We start from the raw sequence: 20,592 nt of genomic DNA on the forward strand, positions 1-20,592 counted from the left end.
CGCGAGGGAAGACCGGTGTCCCCACCCCGCAACAAATGCGGGGCAGGTTCTTCCGGATCGTGCTCTGGCGGGATGGCCTCCAGGCCCTTTTGCTTCGACGTGCGCTCCACAGAAGGATGGGACGAATGGACGCCCCACGCCTTCCCGTGCAGCTACATTAGAACGAGCAGCCGAAGCCTTGCAGCGAGGTCTTGATCGCGTCCATCGTCTGCTTGCAACTTTGTTCCATGGCTGGCTTTGTTGACGGGTTCTTGGCCATGTCAATCCACGTCTTGCGCGTCTGGTCGAGCTGCGCCTTGTAGGTCGCGCGCTGCGCCTCCGGAAGCTTCGACGTCACGCAAGTATCGTATTTTGTCAGAAAGTCATCGCAGGCGGCGATACCGGTGCTCTGCCCGCGTGCAGGCCCCGTTACGGCAATGACGAGCAGAACAGCACCTGCCGCATGCAAGATCGGCAACGCTCTGCGCATGCTCAAGCGTGATCCGATCGCACCTTTGGTCGTTGTGTGGTGCATTACCTTCTTCTCCTTTACAACGTGCGTTTGGACAACAACATTGAAGTAGACGGACACAACTTTCACTTTTGATCCGTTGCCCTGTTGTGATGTCTCTTTCGGACCCGTCGTTGTGATTAGAACGCAGCGTACCGCCCGCAACCGAGATGCGGCCCGGACGACTTAAAGCGTCGAGTTTAGGTCAGTTCGATCCTGCCGAAGCGGGGCGCTCATGCTTGCCGGCACCCGCCGGCTTGGGCCCGCATGGATCATTGTCTTTGGTGGGCGCCTCGCCCGGAGGATGCTCGGTTACAGTACCGCGGTCACTTCCCATGTTATTGGGTGTCGGCTTCTTGGCCTGTTCGTTCGCGTCAATGCACGACTGAACATCTTTCTTCCTGGTCGGACTGGACGGCGTCGCCACGATTCCGCGGCTCATCGTATCACCGGCGTCGTCCGGCTTGACCGCGGTCGTTGCGCCGTCGCCAACCATCTTCACAACAGTCGGGATCGCGATCACAGCCAGGGCGGCCAGAGCGAAGCCGGACCACACAACCGAACGCCGGTACTGAGCAACTGGAGCGACCGCCACGGCCGAAACCTCCGGCCGGCTCTGTTCCGACGCAGCAAGAACGCCGGCGGCCTGCACCATCAAACCCGCGGGAACTGTCGCAGGTCGCGCCTGGATTTCGTCCAGCAGTTCCGCCGCGGCGGCTAACTCCGCGCGGGCTGCCGGGTCGTTGGCAAGCCTCGTGGCGACAGCATCCCACTCTGCCCGCGGCAGGGAACCATCGAGAAACGCGGCGAGCTGCGCGTTGTCGATCTCGCTCCATTGACCTGCTGCAACGGAGCCCTGCCCCAACCCCTCGGAAATGGCCCGCGACAATTGCGCGCGAAACAGCTCAAGCGCTTGTAGCCGGTCGGAGCGGCCGTCGTCCTCGGCGTGCGCAGACGCCGGCTCGTGACTGGGGCGTTCGATCATCGGGCAGAATTCCAATACCCATGTTTAGACGGACATATCGGAATTCTTTTCCAATTGCACCGTGATTTCTTTTAGCCATTTCTGGCTGCGCTGCTTCAAGCGATAGACGTCCTCGACCGGACAACCCATCAGCCTCGCAATGCCACGTGCCGGTAACGGCTCATTGGCCGAAAATACAATCTGAAGGTACAACCGTTCATCGGAAGGAAGCTTTTCCGCTGCCGCATTGATGGCCGCGACGAGAGCTGCGCGGCGCTCTTCCTCCTCAAAGAGCAGCAACCGATCCTCGGGAGTTGGCGATGAATCCGCGATCGAAATGCTTCCGCCTTCGCCAAGCAGTGCATCAAGCGAGACGGCCTCGGTCGCAGGCGATGTGCGCTCCAGCCTCACGATACCGGCAAGGCGCGCGACCGACTCGGCGATGTCAGCAACTGTCGGATCTTGCACCAGCCTGCCGCGTAGTGCAGCGGCAAGCCGATCGGCGTCCAGCGGACAACCCTCCCATACCACGGCCGTATAAATCGCCTGGTCAAGCGGCGGCGAACGGGAAATCGCCGCCGGCATACGCCGTCGAGGCGTTTCACGCCGCACAAGATCGATCAGGATACGATCGACCACTGTCAGAATATAGCCTGTGAAGCTGCCGCGGCCCCCGTAAGAACGGATGCGACGAAAATCATTCTCGATCAGCTTGAGGCATACTTCTTGATACGCGTCCTCGCGACCGGCTCTACCAAGTTTGCTCGGCAATTGTTTGGCGATCCGGCTGCGAACGTCGGCCTCGAAGTAGCGCGAGAATCTCTCCCACGCCTCGCGCGGCGTTTTGCTGAATTGTCCCGCCAGTTGGTCGGCGAGAACATCGCGAGCTACAAGCGACAAATACGTCGTAATCCGCGAACGCCCGTTGAACCCTCGCAGCCGCGCATAATCGTCAGCCTTCAGTGATGCGACGATGTGAAGGAATGCAGCCTCCGCGTCGGCTCCATCGCCTACCAGCTTCACGACGATCGACCACAGGGTCGTCGAGACGTGTTCGAGAAATCTGCTCGCCGCGCTGGCCTCACCGGAGAGGATGGCATTGACGAGTGCATGCTCAAAATTGCCGCTCAGCGGCGGCACAGTCTGCACCTCGGAAGAGACCGCTCGGTCGGCTACCGCGTTGGCACTGTCGGCATCGTCGTCTTGTGGCTTGGCTTTTTTTGGCACCAACAGATTCTGAACCAACAGGCTGCGCGACCACATGACCTCGTCTCCCGACAAACGGTCGAGCTACCGAACGACAGTGAACAGCCAGAGACTGCGGCCTTCAAGTTGGCCCTTTTTGTCGCCAAACAACCGGTTTTGTCGCCGCACAAGTGGTCTTCCAATCTGGCGAGATTATGAATTGCAACAATGCAAGCGGGCGTTGAGACTGCAAACGAATGATGCGTTGCCAGTCCTGAGCGAGGGCTCCACTTGCGGCGCAAGCGACATCTGCCGCCCTGACACGGACCAAGTTTTGTCACAACGATGCGCCCACAAATGCCACAAGCCGCGCTGCGTCGATCGCCGGGTCCACGTACCCTTTGAAACTGCAGAGTTATCGCGATCGGCACCAGCCGCGATGCGCGCACAAGATCGGCAACACGCGCTCCCAGGACTAGATACAACCAGGATTTGAACATTATAATTTCTTCCTGGGATTGCACCCTTCACCCGGTGTGACCAAGGCGTCACGGTCAGCCAAAATCTGCAATCGTCCGTCTTACGAGTTGAATACGGCACATTGCTTAACTCACGACGATCTTCAGCGGTCATCCTGCGCCCGGATCGACGCGGCGCGATCGCGACTCGCCAAGCGTTCGAACCTCACAACTTCTCCAGCCGACCGACAGGCCGCTACCCAATTAGGAGATATTCGGGCGCGGATCAGGTCCAGCACGAGCTTTGAACCGCTCAGGCACCGACCGACACAATGAGTTCGTTCTGTCGTGTCGTCGGCGGTCGCCACGAGCAGTCCCCATCAAGAATGACACAGACCTCGCATTAGCCTCCGTGCCCCACCTGACCGGGACGATGGTGTGGTCGGCATTTTCACAATTCAACCGGCATCCAGACCCCTCCGGCCGCGCTCGAGCGCAGGACGGCGTCCACCATCGCAACACCGGCAAAGCCATCTTCAATCGTTGGAAAGGTCAGCCCCGGATCGGCAAGGGATGCGGTACGACTGGCCATAATAGCTGTGGCCACTTCGGTATAGATCGTCGCGAACGCTTCCAGGTATCCCTCGGGATGGCCGGGTGGAATACGATTGACGCGCTGACCGGCGGCGTTCATGGACGTTGCGCCGCGGCGGATCGACCGTGGTGCTTCGCCGAGCGGCGACCAGGTGAGAAGGTTCGGCTCTTCCTGCCGCCAATCCAGACCGCCCTTCTCGCCGAAGATCCGTAATCGCAGCCCGTTATCGTTTCCGGGTGCAACCTGGCTTGCCCATAATGCGCCCCGCGCCCCGTTCCCGTAACGCAGCAGGATTTGCACGTTGTCATCGACACGGCGGCCCGGCACGAAGATGGTCGTCTCGGCCAGAATCTGCTCAGGCATCATCCCGGTGACAAAGTGCGCCAGCTGATATGCATGGGTACCGATGTCGCCGACGCAGCCGCCGGCACCCGAGCGCGCTGGGTCGGTACGCCAGTCGGCCTGTTTCTGGCCCGCAGCCTCAAGCGGCTCGGCCAACCAATCCTGCGGATATTCGACCTGCACGATCCGGATCGCGCCGAGTTCGCCGCCCTGAACCATCGAGCGGGCATGGCGGACAAGCGGATAACCGGAATAATTATAGGTGACGGCAAATATTAGTCCGCTCGTGCGTGCCTTGTCGCGCAACCGGCGCGCCTCCTCAAGGGTTGTCGTCAACGGTTTGTCGCAGATGATATGAACACCCGCATCCAGGAAGACGTCGGCGACAGCGGCGTGCATATGGTTTGGAGTGACGATCGCAACCGCCTCGATGCCGTCGGTTCGCGCGGCCTCGGCCTGGGCCATGGTCCGAAAGTCCGGATAGGATCGATCGGACTCAAGGCCAATGGCCGCCGCCGATCGGATCGCTTTATCGGGCGAGGCCGAAAGCGCGCCAGCGACGAGTTCGTAATGATCGTCCAGGCGCGCAGCGATACGGTGGACGGCGCCGATGAAGGCGCCTTCCCCGCCGCCTACCATTCCAAGTCGAATGCGTGGCTCAGCCATGTCGCGCTCCTGTCGATTTATTCAGGCGCTCAGATGAGGCCCAATGTCCGGCGGATCTGCGTCTCGTCGCTGGTGCCGCCGGCGAAGTCGTCGAAGGCTCGCTCGGTGACGCGGATGATGTGGTCGCGGATAAAGGCGGCACCTTCGCGCGCGCCGTCCTCCGCGTTCTTCAGGCAGCATTCCCACTCCAGCACCGCCCAGCGGTCGAATCCGATGGCAGCCAGCCGCGAGAAGATCGCCTTGAAGTCGACCTGTCCGTCGCCGAGCGAGCGAAAGCGGCCGGCGCGATTGATCCAGGACTGGAAGCCCGAATAGACGCCCTGCCGCCCGGTCGGATTGAACTCCGCGTCCTTGACATGGAAGGCGCGGATGCGCTCGGCGTAAATGTCGATGAAGGCCAGATAGTCCAACTGCTGCAGGACGAAGTGGGACGGATCGTAGTTGATCGCGCAACGCGGGTGATTGCCGGTGCGCTCGTAGAACATTTCGAAGGTAATGCCGTCGCATACGTCCTCGCCTGGATGGATTTCGTAGCAGAGGTCGACGCCCACTTCCTCATATGCATCGAGGATCGGACGCCAGCGACGCGCGAGTTCGTCGAACGCCGTCTCGATCAGGCCAGGCGGCCGCTGCGGCCAGGGATAGAGGAACGGCCAGGCCAGGGCGCCGGTGAAGCTCACGCTGCCGGTGAGGCCGAGGCGGCGAGACGCCTGCGCGGCCTTCATCATTTGATCTACCGCCCAGACCTGACGTTCGTTCGGCCTGCCCCTGACTGCCGGCGGCGCAAAAGCGTCGAAGGATTCGTTGTAGGCCGGATGAACCGCGACGAGCTGCCCTTGCAAGTGGGTGGACAATTCCGTGATCACCAGACCATGGTTCGCAGCCACGCCGGCAATCTCATCGCAATAGGTCTGAGAGGCTGCGGCCTTGTCGATATCGATCAGGCGTGGATCGGAGGTCGGGACCTGAACGCCCTTGTAACCGAGTCCTGCCGCCCAGCCGCAGATGGCATCGAAGCTGTCAAACGGCTGTGCATCGCCGATGAACTGCGCCAGAAAAATTGCGGGCCCCTTCATGGTGGCCGGTCGGACAGTCGCTGACATGACATTTCTCCGGTTCAAGCCGCTGCGCTACGCCAGTAGGACGCCGTCTCCTTGTCCGACAAGGATGCCGACCTTTCAATACGCGAGACGATCTTGATCGTCCCCCCAACGGCGCCCGCCTGCTGATCGGGTGTATGACTTCCAACACTTGCGCGGCGAAGCCGTTGATAAGACGCGGATTGTCAGCCCATCGCTACAAAAGCCGGCGCCAAATCCACGCATATGAGCGCACGTGCTATGTTCGGGGAACTGTCGTTGGATCCCTCGGCGCCGGCACCCTGGCGACCAGATCCACATTGAGTGAACCGAACACAGGGATCGCCCACCCCTAAGCAAAGGCCTCAGCCTTCCGCATCCATTTCGTGAAGCTTCTGGACGCGTCGTCGGAAATCCTCCTCCGTCGAAAATTCGGCGGCAAGAAACGAGGAGATCAGATCATTGGCGAGCCACGGTCCAACGATCTGCGCGCCAATGCACATGACATTCACATCGTCATGCTCGACGCTCTGGTGGGCCGAATGGACATCGTGACAGACCGCGGCGCGGATACCCTTCATCTTGTTGGCCGCAATCGAGGCACCAACACCGGTGCCGCACACCATGATGCCGCGGGCGACCTCTCCGGAGATGATCTTCCCCGCGACCGCCCGTGCGATATCCGGAAAATCCACCGGATTTGCGTCGTAGGATCCGACATCGACGACCTCATGTCCGAGGCTGCGCACGTGATCGATGACGGCCTTCTTGAGCGACCAGCCGGCATGGTCGGATCCTATGACGAGACGCATTCTAGCTTTTCCTCTTGTGATGGTGGCGGCCATGGCGGCCGCCACGGATTTATGTGCTTCAGCCGCGCATGTCGGGTGGCAGTTCGACACCATGGAATTTCTTGTAGATGGCGTTGAGCTTGCCGTTTTTGACGTTTTCGGTGACCCACGCGTTGAGCTTCTCCAGCAAGCGCGTCTCACCCTTCTTCAGGCCGATGGCGAGATCGAAGCTGGCGAGCGGGATCTTGGACTCGAAGACGCGCGCCGGATTCTTGACGCCGATCTGGTTGATGATCGTGGCCGACGAACCGACGCAATCGACCTGGCCGGAGACGGCCGCCGTCACCCCGGTGGCATCGTCGTCATAGCGCGCGATCTTCAGTTCCTTGTCCTTCATGTTCGACAGCATCGTATCCTGCGTGGTGCCGCGCGAGACGCCCACGGTCTTGTCCTTCAGGTCCGGCCAGTCCTTCACGTTCAGTGATTTCAGGCAGCCGATATCCGATTGTAGCGTCGCGTAGCGCTTGGAGAAATCGATCACCTTGGCCCGCTCTGGCGTGACTGACAGGGTCGAAATGATGATATCCGCCTTGCCGGTCTGCACGTTCGGAATCCGCGTCGCGCCGGTAGTCTGGATGAATTCCAGCTCCAATCCCCAATCCTTTGCCAGCAACTGGGCAACCTCGACATCGGAGCCGGTCGGCTTCATGCTGCTGTCCATCATGCCGGACGGAGGAATGGCAAGGTCCGTCGAGATCCGAATCTTCTTGGCCTTCGTGATGTCATCGAGCAGGTCGGCCTGCGCCGGCCGGTCAGCCAGCACGACGAGACAGCATGCAGCGACGGCGCTGCTCAGAATCATCCGGTTTCCGATCATTGGGGTTTCCTCTCCTGTTATGATTTTAGATTGCCCGTCCCTACGAACTGGACGAGTTCCGGCGTCGTCGGCGCCGTCAGGATCGAGGCCGGTCCGGTTTCGTGAACCTTGCCGCGATGCATGAAAACGATCCGATCGGCGATGCTCCTTGCAAACCCCATTTCATGCGTGACCATCACCATGGTCATGCCGTCGGCTGCGAGCTGTTCGATCACCTTCAGCACTTCGCCTGTCAGTTCGGGATCGAGCGCAGAGGTTACCTCGTCGAACAGCATGACCTTCGGCTGCATGGCGAGCGAACGCGCGATGGCGGCGCGTTGCTGCTGGCCACCGGAAAGCTGTTCGGGATAGGCGTGAATCTTCTCTTCGAGACCGACCTGCGCCAGCACCTTGTGTGCCAGCGCCTTCGCCTCGGTCAGGCCCATTCGTTTCACCGAGCACGGCGCCAGCGTGATGTTCTGCTCGATCGTGAGGTGGGGAAACAGGTTGTAGCTCTGGAATACGATGCCGACATCCTGTCGCAAAGCTCGCAGATCGACGTCTGGAAGATCAACCCTGCGTCCGCAGACGGTGATCTCGCCTCCGTCGACCTTCTCGAACCGATCGATGCAGCGTAACGCGGTGCTCTTGCCGGACCCCGACCTGCCAATGATGGCAAGGACCTCGCCGCGCTCGACGGTAAAGCTCACGCCATCAAGCACCTTCAGCGAGCCAAAGCTCTTCTGCACGTCGCGGAGCGACACGATGGGGGTGGAGGATGCGGTTTGCTGCATGTCAGGCCAGACTGAAGTTGGCACTGCCACGTCCCATCCGCCGCTCCAGCTTCTGGCTGAACAGAGACAGCGGGTAGCACATGGCGAAATAGATGGCGGCGATGATGGCGTAGACGACGAACGGCTCGAATAGCGAGTTATTGACGATCTGTCCCGAGCGCATCAGTTCGACGAAACCGACTACCGAGGCGAGTGAGGTATTCTTGATGATCTGCACCATGAAGCCGACGGTGGGCGGCGTCGCGATGCGGATCGCCTGCGGCAGGATCACCTTGATCATGCGCTGGCTGCGGCTCAGCGCCAGGCCTTCCGCCGCTTCCCATTGTGGTTTTGGCACCGACTGGATCGAGCCACGCCAGATTTCGCCGAGATAGGCGGCGACATAAAGAGTGAGCGAAGCACCGGCGGCAGCAAGCGGCGACATTTTGAGGCCAATGGCTGCCAGTCCAAAATAGCCGAGGAACAGGATGACAAGGAGCGGAGTGCCCTGGATCAGTTGTACATAGGCGGCGCTGAGAAGTCGCACGAACCTGAGCGGGGAGATGCGCGCGAGTGCGACCACGAAACCGACTATACCGCCACCAATAAGCGCGATCAGGGAAAGCCCGATCGTCCATAGCGCGCCATGGCCGAGGAAAAGCAGGTGGTTAATGTTGAGATGTCCGCCCATGCCCTACCTCACAACGGCGTGCCGAGTTGGCGTCGACGCGGAAACAGGACCAGACCGAGCCCCCAGAATCCCGCGCGCAAGACCAGCGACAGCAGAATGTAGAGCACGGCGACGATGATGTAGGTCTCGAATGCCCGATAGGTGTCCGACTGGATGTAGTTGGCAACCGCCGTCAACTCTTCGGCAGATATCTGCGAGCAGACCGATGAGGCGAGCATCAGCAGGACGAACTGGCTGGTCAGAGCCGGATAGACCTTTTCGACGGCGGGCAGCAGGATGATGTGCCAGTAGATCTGGAAGCGCGTGAGCGCGAGGCCTTCGGCTGCCTCGATCTGCCCGCGCGGGATTGCTTCGAAACCGGCCCTCATGATCTCGGCCGTGTAGGCCCCGACATTGATCGTCAGAGCAACCACCGCAACGGTGAAGGCTGACAGTTTCAGGCCGATGCTGGCAAGTCCGAAATAGACCAGGAATAGCTGGACCAGCAGCGGCGTATTGCGGATGGCTTCGACGTAGACTTTGCAGATGCGGGCAATCAGCCGGCTATGGGTGCCGCGGCCCACGGCGGCAAGCGTGCCGAGCAGCGCGCCGGAAACTGTTGCGAGGAACGCGAGTTCGAGCGTCAGAATGGCGCCGCCGAGGAAGTTCGGCCACCGTTCCAGCACCGCGGGAAAGTCGAGCTCGATGCTCATCGCAACAGGATCATCCAGTGTTCTGATTGGTCATGCGGTCGTAGACGCGGAACAGAGCCTGATTGCCGTTCGCGCCTTCGCCGTGCGCCCGCGCGTCGACATACTGGCTCGTGACGAGTGCGGTTCCGGGCAGTGGCACGTTCAGCGCCTGCGCATGCTCCTGCACCAGCCTGAGGTCCTTGAGCATCAAGTCGATCCGGAAGCCGGCGCCGACGTCGCCTCCGATCATTGCCGGACCAAGCTTGTCCAGCATCCAGGACGAGGCCGAGCCGCCCAACAGAACGCGGCGAAGCAGATCAAGATCGACGCCGGAAGCGCGCCCCAAGGCGAGCGCTTCGCAAATCGCCTGGATGTTGATGCCGCAAATCAGTTGATTGCAGAGCTTGACCGTTTGTCCGGCACCGGAAGCGCCGACATGGGTGATGGTCGTGCCCATGGCCCTGAAGAAAGGTTCAGCCTTGCCGAAGGCTTCAGCTTCGCCGCCGGCCATGATCGACAGCGCTGCATTCTTGCCGAGGGGGCCGCCGGACACAGGAGCATCGATGAAGCTGACGCCGGCCTGCTTCAGATCGGCATGAATGCGGCGGACCGCGACCGGCGAGATCGTGCTCATGTCCACGATCAGCTTGCCGGGAGGCGGAGCTTTCAGCAGACCGTCCTCGCCGTAGACTACCGCCTCGACATGGGCCGTGTCGGGCAGCATCGTGATGACGATGTCGGCGTCGCGCGCGGCGTCTGCCGCATGTCGCGCACGGGCGGCGCCATCCTTGACGACGTCTGCAACGGCGGCCTCGTTGAGGTCGAAGGCACGGACCGAGTGACCTGCCTTCAGGAGGTTGCGAACCATTTCCCGGCCCATCGTGCCGATGCCGATGAAGCCGACGCTTCCCTTGCCGTCCCGTCCCATCTGTTCGCTCTCGTCTTCTTGTTGTTCGATTGCGTTGCCGTCAGCGCGACGCCTTTCGGCCGTCGGTCTCGCCGACCAGCGCACGCCTGCGGTATTCATCGCCAATCTCGAAGTGCTTTCGCAGCGTCGCATCCGCTCGTTCCGGATCACGTGCGATAACGGCCTCGAAGATGCGCCTGTGGTCGTCGACCAGATACGTCTTCATCGAAGGGAACGACTGCACGAGCTCACGGCGGCTACGATGCGAATGCGTCAGGAGACCCGCCAAAGAATTGTGAAGGACGGTCAGCGTTTCCGAATGTGAGGCGAGCACGATCGTGCGGTGAAATTCGAAGTCGGCCATGCCGCCCGCATCGGCCTCGTCGATCGTCGCTTCGATCTGCGCGAGCGCGCGCTGTAGACGTTCGAAATCGGCAATTCCTGCGCGCTCACAGGCGAGCCTGATCGCCTGGCATTCGATTGCGACGCGCGCCTGCATCACGTCATCGAGCATGTCCGCCTGCTGGGCGAGCGCGAAGGTGAAGAAGTCATTGAGGACCGAAACATCCGGCCGCGTCACGACGGTGCCGATGCGATCGCGTATTTCGACGATGCCGAGCACGGTCAGCGCGCGCAGCGCTTCGCGAACGATCGGCCGGCTGACGCCAAGCTGGCTTGCGAGTTCGCGCTCGGAAATCAGGCGATCGCCGGGCTTGAGCGACCCTGCGAGAAGTCGCTCCCGCAAGAAGGCAAAAACCTTCTCGAATCCCTTGTCTGGCTCGACAGGCCGCGTGAGTTCCATCCCTGCGTCCATTGATCTGACCTTGGTCAGACCAGTAGGATGACCAGACTCGGGCGTCAAGTCCTTTGATGGCGCAGCGGTACGAGCCCGCCCGCGACGATGCAGGCCTATCGAGGCTGCAACGAGATCCTGCGTTGCAAAGCCCTCGGTGAATTCTCCAAAGATTGGGGCGAGCAGTCGGATGACCTTGGCGCTACGACCGGCCGCGATCCAGTGCGCGGCAAGAAAGCTGACCTCTCACTTTGCCGACTGTTCTTCGAAAACTTTGACAGATACGTTCGCCACTTGCCGCAACGCTTCGCGATTGGCGCCGGATGACGCCATCACGCCCATGCCGGCGGATACCGCCGACAGATAGCGCGCCAGCGCGGCAGCGTCGGCGGCCGGCTTCAGATCGCCCTCTTCCTTCGCCCTGACGAAGCGCTCGCGCAGTTGATCTTCGGTTAATGCACGGCGCGCTGCTAGCTCGAAGGGAACGTTCTCCGAACCGGTACCGCAGGCAAGGCCGCCTTGCACGAGCAGGCAACCGGGCGGATTGTCGGGATCGGTTTGGCTGTCTGCAGTACCCATGAGCATCCGCTCCGCGACGTCGCGGGCGGTTGGCGCGCTCAAAACCTCGTCCATCCAGGCCGCACGTTTTGCCGTGTACCGATCGAGAGCAGCCTTCAGAAGACCTTCCTTATTTCCAAATGCCGCATAGAGACTCGGCGGATTGATGCCCATCGCCTCGGTAAGTTGCGCAATGGTGGCGCCCTCATAGCCATGCCTCCAGAAGACTTCCATCGCCTGATCCAATGCGGCATCGGCGTCGAATTCTCTCGGGCGTCCCATGGCCATTTGCGTTACTCCCTTGAAGCCGACGCCGCTTTTCGCGCGGCGTTCAATTGTCTAACCTTCTGATTTATCGTGATTCTTTTATTTGATTTCCAGTCTCGCGGATGATGATCCAAGATTTTCGTAGTGGATGGTACATAAGTATCTTGCAGATTGCCGTCCAGCTCCACATCTGTAGCGAACACTACAGTTATGGAGCGCGCAAATGCCCCCACCCGCTAACACCTTCCGTTCCGGCCGTTTCCGACGCGTTGTCGGCGGCCTTGCCATCATCGGCATCATCGTGGCGGCCGGTTCGATCGCGAGCGGCCGCTACTTTTATGCAGCCCAGGCGACCACTGGGACCGCACCCGAACAAGCCGTCTCCGTCACGATCTCGGTAATCGAGCCGCGTCGGACCGCGCTGTGGGATGACTTCTCAGGACGTCTCGAAGCCGTCAATCGCGTCGAACTCCGCCCACGCGTCGCTGGCGCGATCCTGTCGGCCAATTTTGCCGAGGGCGCGCTCGTGAAAGCCGGCGATGTCCTGTTCAAGATTGATCCGGCGCCCTACGCCGCCGAAGTGGATAAGGCCAGCGCGCAGCTCGAGGCAGCAAAGGCGCGTGCGATCTTCACTGCCAGCGAAGTCGAGCGCGGCGCGCAGCTCGTCGGCAACGCCGTCGTCACGCGGCGCGATTTCGATCAGCGCGACAACGCCAATCGCGAAGCGATCGCCAATGTGAAGGCCGCCGAAGCCACGCTGCAGACTGCAAAGCTCAATCTCGACTACACCGAGGTCCGCGCGCCCGTCGATGGCCGCGTCGGCAAGATCGAGGTGACCGTCGGAAATCTCGTGACCGCAGGGACTGCCTCGCCGGTCCTGACCTCTCTGGTTTCTGTCAATCCGATCTATGCGAGTTTCGATGCCGACGAAGAGATCGTGCTGCGGGCGCTGAATTCCATTGCAGATAGTTCGGGCAAGCGCGGCAATCTTGATCAAATACCCGTCGAGATGACCACCTCCGGCGGCACCTCGGCCAAAGGCCATATCCAGTTGATCGACAACCAGGTCAATGGTCAGAGCGGCACGATACGCGTCCGCGCAGTATTCCAGAACGGCGATGGCCGCCTTATCCCGGGTCAGTTCGCGCGCGTCCGGATGGGCCAGCCTCAGCAACAGACACTGGTGATGATCGACGAGCGAGCGATCGGCACCGACCAGGACAAGAAGTTCGTCATGGTGGTCAGCGACGACAACCGCGCGGTCTATCGCGGAATAACGCTTGGTGGCTCCGTCGATGGACTCCGCGTCGTGACGGGAGGCCTGAAATCCGGCGACCGCATCGTCGTCAACGGCCTACAGCGGGTACGCCCGGGTGCGCTCCTGAAGACAGAAATTGCGCAGATGGGCTCGCGCGGGCCACAGCAAGCATCGAACGACAGCAGCCAGCAAATCGTGCAGCGCTAACCACCCGCAGCGCTTGGGGCATAGCAATGACTCTCTCAAAGTTCTTCATCGACCGGCCGATCTTTGCCGGCGTGCTTTCCATCGTGATCTTCCTGGCCGGCCTGATCTCGCTCTTTGCGATGCCGATCTCGGAGTATCCGGACGTCGTACCGCCCTCCGTGGTGGTGCGCGCGACCTACCCTGGCGCCAATCCGAAGGTGATCGCGGAAACAGTGGCAACGCCGATCGAAGAGCAGATCAATGGCGTCGAGAACATGCTCTACATGAGCAGCCAGGCGACCACCGACGGGGCGATGACGCTGACAGTGACGTTCCGCCTCGGCACCGATCCCGACAAGGCGACGCAGCTTGTGCAAAACCGCGTGCAGCAGGCAGAGCCGCGCCTGCCGGCGGTAGTTCGCCAGCTCGGCATTATCACCAAGAAGAGCTCGCCCGACCTCACCATGGTCGTACACCTTCTCTCGCCAAACAATCGTTACGACATGACGTATCTCCGCAATTACGCGGTGCTGAACGTCAAGGACCGTCTGGCGCGGATCGACGGCGTCGGTGATGTCCAGCTCTACGGCGCCGGCGACTACTCGATGCGCGTCTGGGCCGATCCACAAAAGGCCGCCGAGCACGGCCTGACCGCGAGCGACATCGTGAGGGCGATCCAGGCCCAGAACGTCGAGGCCGCCGCCGGCGTGGTCGGCTCCTCGCCGAGCGTCAAGGGCATCGACCTTCAGATGTCGGTCAATGCCGAAGGTCGGCTTGCAAGTGAGGAGCAGTTCGGCGACATCGTGGTCAAGACCGGTTCGCGTGGCGAGGTGGTGCGGCTCCGCGACGTCGCACGCATCGAATTAGGTGCGTCCGAATACGGCCTGCGCTCGCTGCTCGATAACAAGCAGGCGGTGGCGATCCCGATCTTCCAGGCACCGGGCTCCAACGCGCTCCAGATCTCCGACCGCGTCCGCGCTACCATGGCCGAGATCAAGAAGAACATGCCCGAGGGCGTATCCTACCAGATCGTCTACGACCCCACACAGTTCGTACGCTCGTCGATCGAGGCGGTGATCCACACGCTGCTCGAAGCGATCGTGCTGGTGGTACTGGTGGTCATCCTGTTCCTCCAGACCTGGCGGGCTTCCATCATTCCGCTACTGGCTGTGCCGGTGTCGATCGTCGGCACATTCGCCGTGATGCACGTGTTCGGCTTCTCCATCAATGCGCTCAGCCTGTTCGGGCTGGTGCTCGCAATCGGCATCGTCGTCGATGACGCCATCGTCGTGGTCGAGAATGTCGAGCGCAACATCGAGGCCGGGCTGTCGCCGCGAGACGCTACCTACCAGGCAATGCGGGAAGTCTGCGGCCCCATCATCGCGATCGCACTGGTCTTGATTGCCGTATTCGTTCCGCTCGCCTTCATCTCCGGCCTCACCGGGCAATTCTACAAGCAGTTCGCGCTGACAATCGCGATCTCGACCGTGATCTCCGCGGTCAACTCCCTGACGCTGTCGCCGGCGCTGTCGGCGTTGCTGCTCAAGGGCCACAATGAGCCGAAGGACAGGCTGACCCTCGTTATGGAAAAAGGGCTCGGCTGGTTCTTCCGCGGCTTCAACCGCGCCTTCGGGCGCGCTTCGGATAATTATGGCAGCAGCGTCTCCAAGGTGATCTCCGGCAAGGCGGCGGTGATGGGCGTCTATGTGCTCTTGGTCGGCCTGACCGCCCTGCTCTTCCAGCAGGTGCCGAGCGGCTTCGTCCCGGGTCAGGACAAGCAGTACCTCGTCGGCTTCGCACGCCTGCCCGACGGGGCCACGCTCGACCGCACCGAAGACGTCATCCGCAAGATGAGCGACATCGCGCTGACGCAGCCGGGTGTCGAAAGCTCGGTGGCGTTCCCAGGCCTGTCGATCTCCGGCTTCACCAATTCCTCCAACGCCGGCATTGTGTTCTCGACGCTGAAGCCGTTCGACGAGCGCAAGGATCCCTCGCTGAGTGGCCTCGCGATTGCCGCCGAACTGAACAAGAAATATGCCGGGATCCAGGAAGCCTTCATCGCCATGTTCCCGCCGCCGCCGGTCAACGGGCTCGGCACCATCGGCGGCTTCAAGCTCCAGATCGAGGACCGCGCCGGCCTCGGCTATGACGCGCTGAACGAGGCGACCAAGGCGTTCATCGCCGCGATGCAGAAGGCACCGGAAATCGCCGGCGTGTTCTCGAGCTTCCAGGTCAACGTGCCACAGTTGTTCGCCGACATTGACCGCACCAAGGCCTTGCAGCTTGGCGTGCCCGTGACCGAGGTCTTCAACACGCTGCAGATCTATCTGGGCTCGTACTACGTCAACGACTTCAACAAGTTCGGGCGCACCTATTCGGTCCGTGTGCAGGCCGACGCGCCGTTCCGTGCGCGGGCTGACGATATCAGGCAATTGAAAGTGCGCTCCGCATCCGGCGACATGATCCCGCTCTCAGCACTGCTGAAGATTCGCCAAAGCGCCGGGCCCGAGCGCGCAATCCGTTACAACGGTTTCCTGTCATCCGACATCAACGCCGCGGCGGCACCCGGCTATTCCTCAGGACAAGCGCAGGCCGCCGCCGAGCGCATCGCCGCCGAAGTGCTGCCGCCGGGCTTTGCTTTCGAATGGACCGACCTGACTTATCAGGAGTTCATCGCAGGCAATTCCGGCATTTGGGTCTTCCCGCTGGCGATTCTGCTGGTGTTCCTGGTGCTGGCAGCGCTCTACGAGAGCCTGACCTTGCCCCTCTCGATCATCATGATCGTACCAATGGGGCTGCTTGCTGCGATGTTCGGCGTCTGGATCTCGAAGGGCGACAATAACGTCTTCACCCAGATCGGGTTGATCGTGCTGGTGGGATTGTCCGCCAAGAACGCAATCCTTATCGTCGAATTCGCGCGCGAACTGGAGTTCGCAGGCCGTTCGCCGATCCGGGCAGCGATCGAGGCGAGCCGCCTGCGGCTGCGTCCGATTCTCATGACCTCGATGGCGTTCATCATGGGCGTCTTGCCCCTGGTGCTCTCGACCGGTGCCGGTTCGGAAATGCGCCGAGCTATGGGTGTCGCCGTTTTCGCTGGCATGATCGGCGTTACAGTGTTTGGCTTGTTCCTGACACCCGTGTTCTACGTTCTGTTGCGCACCGTCACGGGACTGAAGCCACTGACAAACCATTCCGCCGATGGGGCGACCGGTCACGCGCCGGAGCCCAGCCGCTGATGCAATGTCGGGGTTGCCTGGAAGCGGGCCGTCTGGCGGGCACTATTGCAAGTGCTTGAAAGGCTTGGTGGGCGCACCAGGGCTCGAACCTGGGACCCGCTGATTAAGAGGCGTATGATCTTGTCGGAAAATCAATGTCCATTCCGACAAATGTGTCGTCCAACCTGCATTGAATTCGCAGTGGGTTTTCTCTTTGTCGGAATGACAGTCTGATCGCCGAGGGACGATCAGACTGCAGTGTCTCGAGTCAGGCTTCGTGCAGAGCGAAACCCACTATCGTGGAAGCTGCAACCCAACGCGATTTCAGCGCTGGACGTGGGCTGTGGTGCGCTCGGAGGGCGGAGAAGATGTTAGCAACTTCAATAACTTGCCGAGATGAGCCAAAGGCGAGGTGCATTTCCCGCCTATAGGTGCTTTTCAAGCCCAGTGCCAAGCTGAACTAACCAAATCGGGCGCGACGCCGATTCAGTACGCACGCCTCGCAATCGACCATGCAATCGGAGCAGTCCTCCGGGGACGACATTTGTGGACTGTGCCGCTATTTTGAGAAGCACCAAAGCGAAGGCACCCGTTTACGCTACGTGCCACCAAGATTTCGGCCAGTAACAACCGGGGCCGGGGCAAGCAGCAGCCAATGAACCGGGCCTGGGCTGGCTCGGCGCTTCTATATGAATCCATGGAGACATCATGCGGGTGGTGATTTGCGGAGCCGGCGTGATCGGAGCCTGCACCGCCTACTTCCTCGCTCGCCGCGGCATCGACGTCATCGTGGTGGAGCGGACCGAAGTGGCTGCGGCGGCGTCCGGCAAGGCCGGCGGATTTCTGGCGCTCGACTGGTCCGTTGGCACTCCGCTCTGCGCTGGCGCGCCGCAGCTTTCACCTCCACGCCGCCCTACCTGACGAGATTGCGGGCGATTGGGCCTACCAGCGCATAACCGCCTATAGCGGGCTCGTCGTCCCCGATTGCCGCCCTCCTCCCGCTTCCCGCACAAGTTACTGCCTTTAAGGGATTTTCCTGTCGAATGTTGTGCGAACTACGGTCCTAACCAACGATTGCTTCAACCCGGCGCAACCCTACTGGACGGTAGAATAGATCGTCCGCTGCTCGGAGCGCGAGGTTGCGCAAGATCCATCCTGGTCACTGGCTCGCATTCGGCAAGGACAAGAACCGTAATTTCAAGCCCGTTGGCTTTGTGATCCCGATCATGCCCTGGCGACGCAGGTCGGCACCCTCACCACTTATAGACAAACGTTTAACGCCGACCATACCCTGGGGGCTTGGCACTGGTTTGCCCGCTTCCGCCGCCCGCCGCGCCCCGGCGTCCCCACGGCTAGCGCGAAGATCGCTTGGAACGGCAGAGATGGCGATCTCCAGCAGGACATCCTCGCTTGCTTGCCAGGTGTCGTGCGGGTCGAGTTCATCGTCCGGGAGTCGGCATCATGACCGCGGCCACCGCAAGACAGGTGCGAACCGCCGGCCAGGAAATCAAACTGCCGTTCGGCAAGGATAAGCCGTGACCGAAACCACCGACCTGACGCGCCGCCTATTCGACCACGTCACTACTATCGGCACGCTCGACTTGCGCGGCTGGTGCGATTTCTGGTCGCGTTTGGCGGGCCTGCGCGGGCAACCAATCTCATCGCCCGGATATGAGACTGAGAGCGTTTCGGAGCACCAGAACCCGGTCGTCAGCGGTGGCGTTCCAACGCCAATTGATGCTTTCCCCGGACGCAGGCTGCTCCAAGGCCAACCGAAGGGAGAACTCCATGAAGGCCATCGCACTGGGCGTATTCGGTGCCGCGCTGCTCGCGTCCGCCGCTTTCGCCGCGCCCGTCAACGCGACGACGATCAACTCCGTCGAAGTCTCCAACGTCGATCTGGTCGGCCTGATCTGCAACGAGTATTATGGGCGCTGCTGGCGGACCCGGGGACCGCGCCATGTCCTGCGCTATTACTACGACCCCAGCTACTTCCCCGGCCGGGGCTACAACTACTACGCTGGCCCCGGCTACTACGATCGCTCCGGCTACAGCAGACCAAGGTTCATCATTCGCGGCTGGTAGCAAGGACGCAAAGGGCCGCTCTCTGGTGGGGCCTTTCTTACGGACAGTCGCTTCCAGACCGCCTGCAGAAGGAGACAGCGAGGATCGTCCAGACCGCGATCGAGTTCCCACCGATGCAGAAAGGGCAAGCTTCAATCTCGCGGGTGAAGGCGACAGATCGAGAGGGCGATGCGGCCCGCAAGGAAATCAATTTCAACTGCGTCGCATATCATCAGCCCCGGTCGTCATGTAGGCGTCAAGTTCGAGCTTGTCTCAACCATCATACCGCACGGACGCTCGGCCTCCCGGTGCCGCTGTCGCTGCTCGCGCCCGCCGACGAGGTGATCGAACGAGTGGCGCTGCACGAGTCTGGAACATTCGTCACCCTCACGCCAGCGGGCGCGGAGTTGTTCGCTTAGCTACGTCCGCCCAGCACAACCGATCCATCCGAACGCCAGCCGGCCGGTTGCAACCATTGCGAATTCCGGGATTTGATTTCTTTTCCGGAGGCAATAATGTCGACCTTCGTCGCCCTCATTGTGGAGGATGATCCGTTCCAGCGGACGTGCCTGGCCGACCTTCTGAAAAGCGAGGGGCTTGAGGTGGTCGAGTGTGACAATGGAGAGGTCGCGGAACTTGTACTAGCTACAACAGGCACTGAATTCCGCGCGCTGGTGACCGACATGCAGCTTGGTGGAGGGATGTCCGGCGCCGAACTTGCGCAGTAAGCCAAGCGCAAATTCCCGAACCTCAACGTCGTGATGGTCTCAGGACACAGCGCGCCCTTGGTCCTGCACGAAACCCACTTTCTTATGAAGCCCTATGAGCCACAGCAGCTATTGGACGCGGTGCTGAGGTGAGCGGCCCGTCGTCGGGGTTTTGTCTCGTGGAGCCGCTTTTCCTAAAAACGGTCTCTCGGAATGATTTTCGCAACCCCACCGATTGTTGTCGCACCTCGCACATTGCATCGCGGCCTTAAAACGAGTGAAGGGCCCCCGCGGCGGGCTGGGGCCCTTCTTGGTTACGCACCCTGGGGGGACACGGTGCGAACATTTGTCAACCCACCACCTGCATTCGCGTTCCTAACGGCCGAGCCGACGCTCGACCCGCTTGCGGCTGCTGCCGACCTTCTTGACCGCCTTCTTTACAGCGCTCGCGGACTTCTTTGCCTTCTTCGCCGTGTAGCGCACCTCGTAATCCTGCCCACCGGCGACCCGCGCTCCGTCCTGCTTGCGACCGCGTCTGGATTTCTTCTTTGCCTTTGCCATCCTGCAATACCTCCCGTTGCGAGTGGGCAACGCGTCATGATGTGCCGGGTTCCTGTTCTCCCGCCGGAACGATTCAGCTCAGGTCAATTTGAATCCGTATTGAGTGGAGTTCATTATGCGTAGCTCTAGTTGGACGCCGTCGATCGTCCCGAACGACAACGTTGAGACGGTTTACTTGGTGGCGGATGATCTCGGTCGACTAGGCCGCGCCTGGCGTGAAGCCGATTGCGAAACTGCCGACCTCGAGACGGTCCTCGGGGATCTGCTTACCGGCCAATACAGCAATCCAATTCGCATTGTCGCCTTCAATACCGCCGAGCATTGGGCGGAAGATGTTTCCGAAGACGTCGCGCGCGAATTGCGCCGCCGCTGCGATCTGCAGATGCGCGAGCTTCCCCATACGATTTCTGATTTCGTCGAACGGCACGATGTCCGCGATCGGCGTCAGCTGACCCTCCGGCTGGTATGAATCAGACCGTTCATGAACCTAACGACGTTTTTGCGCGTTCTGCTCG

At 61.1% G+C, this 20,592-nt stretch carries 21 protein-coding genes; 7 read left to right on the forward strand and 14 right to left on the reverse strand.

Annotation, left to right across the window (positions count from 1 at the left end; all coding sequences use genetic code 11):
* Positions 1–157 precede the first annotated feature (157 nt).
* The 13 genes from AC0QUY_RS03415 to AC0QUY_RS03475 all read right to left on the reverse strand — a co-directional run bounded on the left by AC0QUY_RS03415 (position 158) and on the right by AC0QUY_RS03475 (position 12,107).
* Positions 158–580 (reverse strand): hypothetical protein, encoded by a 423-nt coding sequence (locus AC0QUY_RS03415; protein WP_475385761.1) that lies wholly within the window; start codon positions 578–580, stop codon positions 158–160.
* 115 nt (positions 581–695) lie between these two features.
* Positions 696–1,475: a hypothetical protein gene (locus tag AC0QUY_RS03420; protein ID WP_475385762.1), complete on the reverse strand. Its 780-nt coding sequence runs from the start codon at positions 1,473–1,475 to the stop codon at positions 696–698.
* Between the two features lie 24 nt (positions 1,476–1,499).
* Positions 1,500–2,717 (reverse strand): sigma-70 family RNA polymerase sigma factor, encoded by a 1,218-nt coding sequence (locus AC0QUY_RS03425; protein WP_475385763.1) that lies wholly within the window; start codon positions 2,715–2,717, stop codon positions 1,500–1,502.
* An 831-nt stretch (positions 2,718–3,548) separates the two neighbouring features.
* Positions 3,549–4,700: a Gfo/Idh/MocA family protein gene (locus tag AC0QUY_RS03430; RefSeq protein WP_475385764.1), complete on the reverse strand. Its 1,152-nt coding sequence runs from the start codon at positions 4,698–4,700 to the stop codon at positions 3,549–3,551.
* Positions 4,701–4,729: 29 nt separating this feature from the next.
* The gene (locus tag AC0QUY_RS03435; protein ID WP_475385765.1) at positions 4,730–5,803 is read right to left on the reverse strand and encodes a sugar phosphate isomerase/epimerase family protein; all 1,074 of its coding nucleotides are present in this window, start codon (positions 5,801–5,803) and stop codon (positions 4,730–4,732) included.
* Between the two features lie 341 nt (positions 5,804–6,144).
* Positions 6,145–6,591, reverse strand: coding sequence for a ribose 5-phosphate isomerase B (rpiB, locus tag AC0QUY_RS03440; RefSeq protein ID WP_161849207.1), 447 nt, complete (start codon positions 6,589–6,591; stop codon positions 6,145–6,147).
* Positions 6,592–6,649: 58 nt separating this feature from the next.
* Complete coding sequence (locus AC0QUY_RS03445; protein WP_371419497.1) at positions 6,650–7,432, reverse strand: transporter substrate-binding domain-containing protein; 783 nt, start codon at positions 7,430–7,432, stop codon at positions 6,650–6,652.
* Between the two features lie 32 nt (positions 7,433–7,464).
* Positions 7,465–8,220 (reverse strand): amino acid ABC transporter ATP-binding protein, encoded by a 756-nt coding sequence (locus tag AC0QUY_RS03450; RefSeq protein ID WP_161856141.1) that lies wholly within the window; start codon positions 8,218–8,220, stop codon positions 7,465–7,467.
* 1 nt (position 8,221) lies between these two features.
* Positions 8,222–8,890 (reverse strand): amino acid ABC transporter permease, encoded by a 669-nt coding sequence (locus tag AC0QUY_RS03455; protein WP_475385766.1) that lies wholly within the window; start codon positions 8,888–8,890, stop codon positions 8,222–8,224.
* Positions 8,891–8,898: 8 nt separating this feature from the next.
* Positions 8,899–9,582 carry an amino acid ABC transporter permease gene (locus tag AC0QUY_RS03460; protein WP_475385767.1) on the reverse strand — a complete coding sequence of 228 codons (684 nt, stop codon included), beginning with the start codon at positions 9,580–9,582 and terminating at the stop codon, positions 8,899–8,901.
* 10 nt (positions 9,583–9,592) lie between these two features.
* Entirely contained in the window at positions 9,593–10,489 is an 897-nt protein-coding gene (locus tag AC0QUY_RS03465) for an NAD(P)-dependent oxidoreductase (protein WP_475385806.1), read from the reverse strand.
* 40 nt (positions 10,490–10,529) lie between these two features.
* On the reverse strand, positions 10,530–11,270 hold the full coding sequence (locus AC0QUY_RS03470) for a FadR/GntR family transcriptional regulator (protein ID WP_475385768.1): 741 nt from the start codon (positions 11,268–11,270) through the stop codon (positions 10,530–10,532).
* A 237-nt stretch (positions 11,271–11,507) separates the two neighbouring features.
* A complete protein-coding gene (locus AC0QUY_RS03475) occupies positions 11,508–12,107 on the reverse strand; it encodes a TetR/AcrR family transcriptional regulator (protein WP_161849211.1) in 600 nt (199 codons plus the stop codon).
* Between the two features lie 202 nt (positions 12,108–12,309).
* Here AC0QUY_RS03475 and AC0QUY_RS03480 point away from each other — a divergent pair, with 202 nt between their 5' ends.
* The 6 genes from AC0QUY_RS03480 to AC0QUY_RS03505 all read left to right on the forward strand — a co-directional run bounded on the left by AC0QUY_RS03480 (position 12,310) and on the right by AC0QUY_RS03505 (position 19,537).
* A complete protein-coding gene (locus AC0QUY_RS03480) occupies positions 12,310–13,551 on the forward strand; it encodes an efflux RND transporter periplasmic adaptor subunit (protein ID WP_475385769.1) in 1,242 nt (413 codons plus the stop codon).
* 26 nt (positions 13,552–13,577) lie between these two features.
* The gene (locus AC0QUY_RS03485; protein WP_475385770.1) at positions 13,578–16,766 is read left to right on the forward strand and encodes an efflux RND transporter permease subunit; all 3,189 of its coding nucleotides are present in this window, start codon (positions 13,578–13,580) and stop codon (positions 16,764–16,766) included.
* A 687-nt stretch (positions 16,767–17,453) separates the two neighbouring features.
* Entirely contained in the window at positions 17,454–17,666 is a 213-nt protein-coding gene (locus AC0QUY_RS03490; RefSeq protein WP_475385771.1) for an FAD-dependent oxidoreductase, read from the forward strand.
* Positions 17,667–18,533: 867 nt separating this feature from the next.
* Positions 18,534–18,830, forward strand: coding sequence for a hypothetical protein (locus tag AC0QUY_RS03495; RefSeq protein WP_475385772.1), 297 nt, complete (start codon positions 18,534–18,536; stop codon positions 18,828–18,830).
* A 113-nt stretch (positions 18,831–18,943) separates the two neighbouring features.
* On the forward strand, positions 18,944–19,228 hold the full coding sequence (locus AC0QUY_RS03500; protein ID WP_161849215.1) for a hypothetical protein: 285 nt from the start codon (positions 18,944–18,946) through the stop codon (positions 19,226–19,228).
* A 96-nt stretch (positions 19,229–19,324) separates the two neighbouring features.
* On the forward strand, positions 19,325–19,537 hold the full coding sequence (locus AC0QUY_RS03505; protein WP_246738358.1) for a response regulator: 213 nt from the start codon (positions 19,325–19,327) through the stop codon (positions 19,535–19,537).
* Positions 19,538–19,891: 354 nt separating this feature from the next.
* On the opposite strand, the gene AC0QUY_RS03510 is transcribed toward AC0QUY_RS03505, so the two are convergent.
* Complete coding sequence (locus AC0QUY_RS03510; protein WP_161849216.1) at positions 19,892–20,077, reverse strand: DUF3606 domain-containing protein; 186 nt, start codon at positions 20,075–20,077, stop codon at positions 19,892–19,894.
* A gap of 103 nt (positions 20,078–20,180) precedes the next feature.
* On the opposite strand from AC0QUY_RS03510, the gene AC0QUY_RS03515 reads away from it, so the two are divergent.
* Positions 20,181–20,546 carry a hypothetical protein gene (locus AC0QUY_RS03515; protein ID WP_246738359.1) on the forward strand — a complete coding sequence of 122 codons (366 nt, stop codon included), beginning with the start codon at positions 20,181–20,183 and terminating at the stop codon, positions 20,544–20,546.
* The last annotated feature ends 46 nt before the right edge of the window (positions 20,547–20,592 follow it).

Source organism: Bradyrhizobium sp. WYCCWR15520 (genome assembly GCF_056174665.1).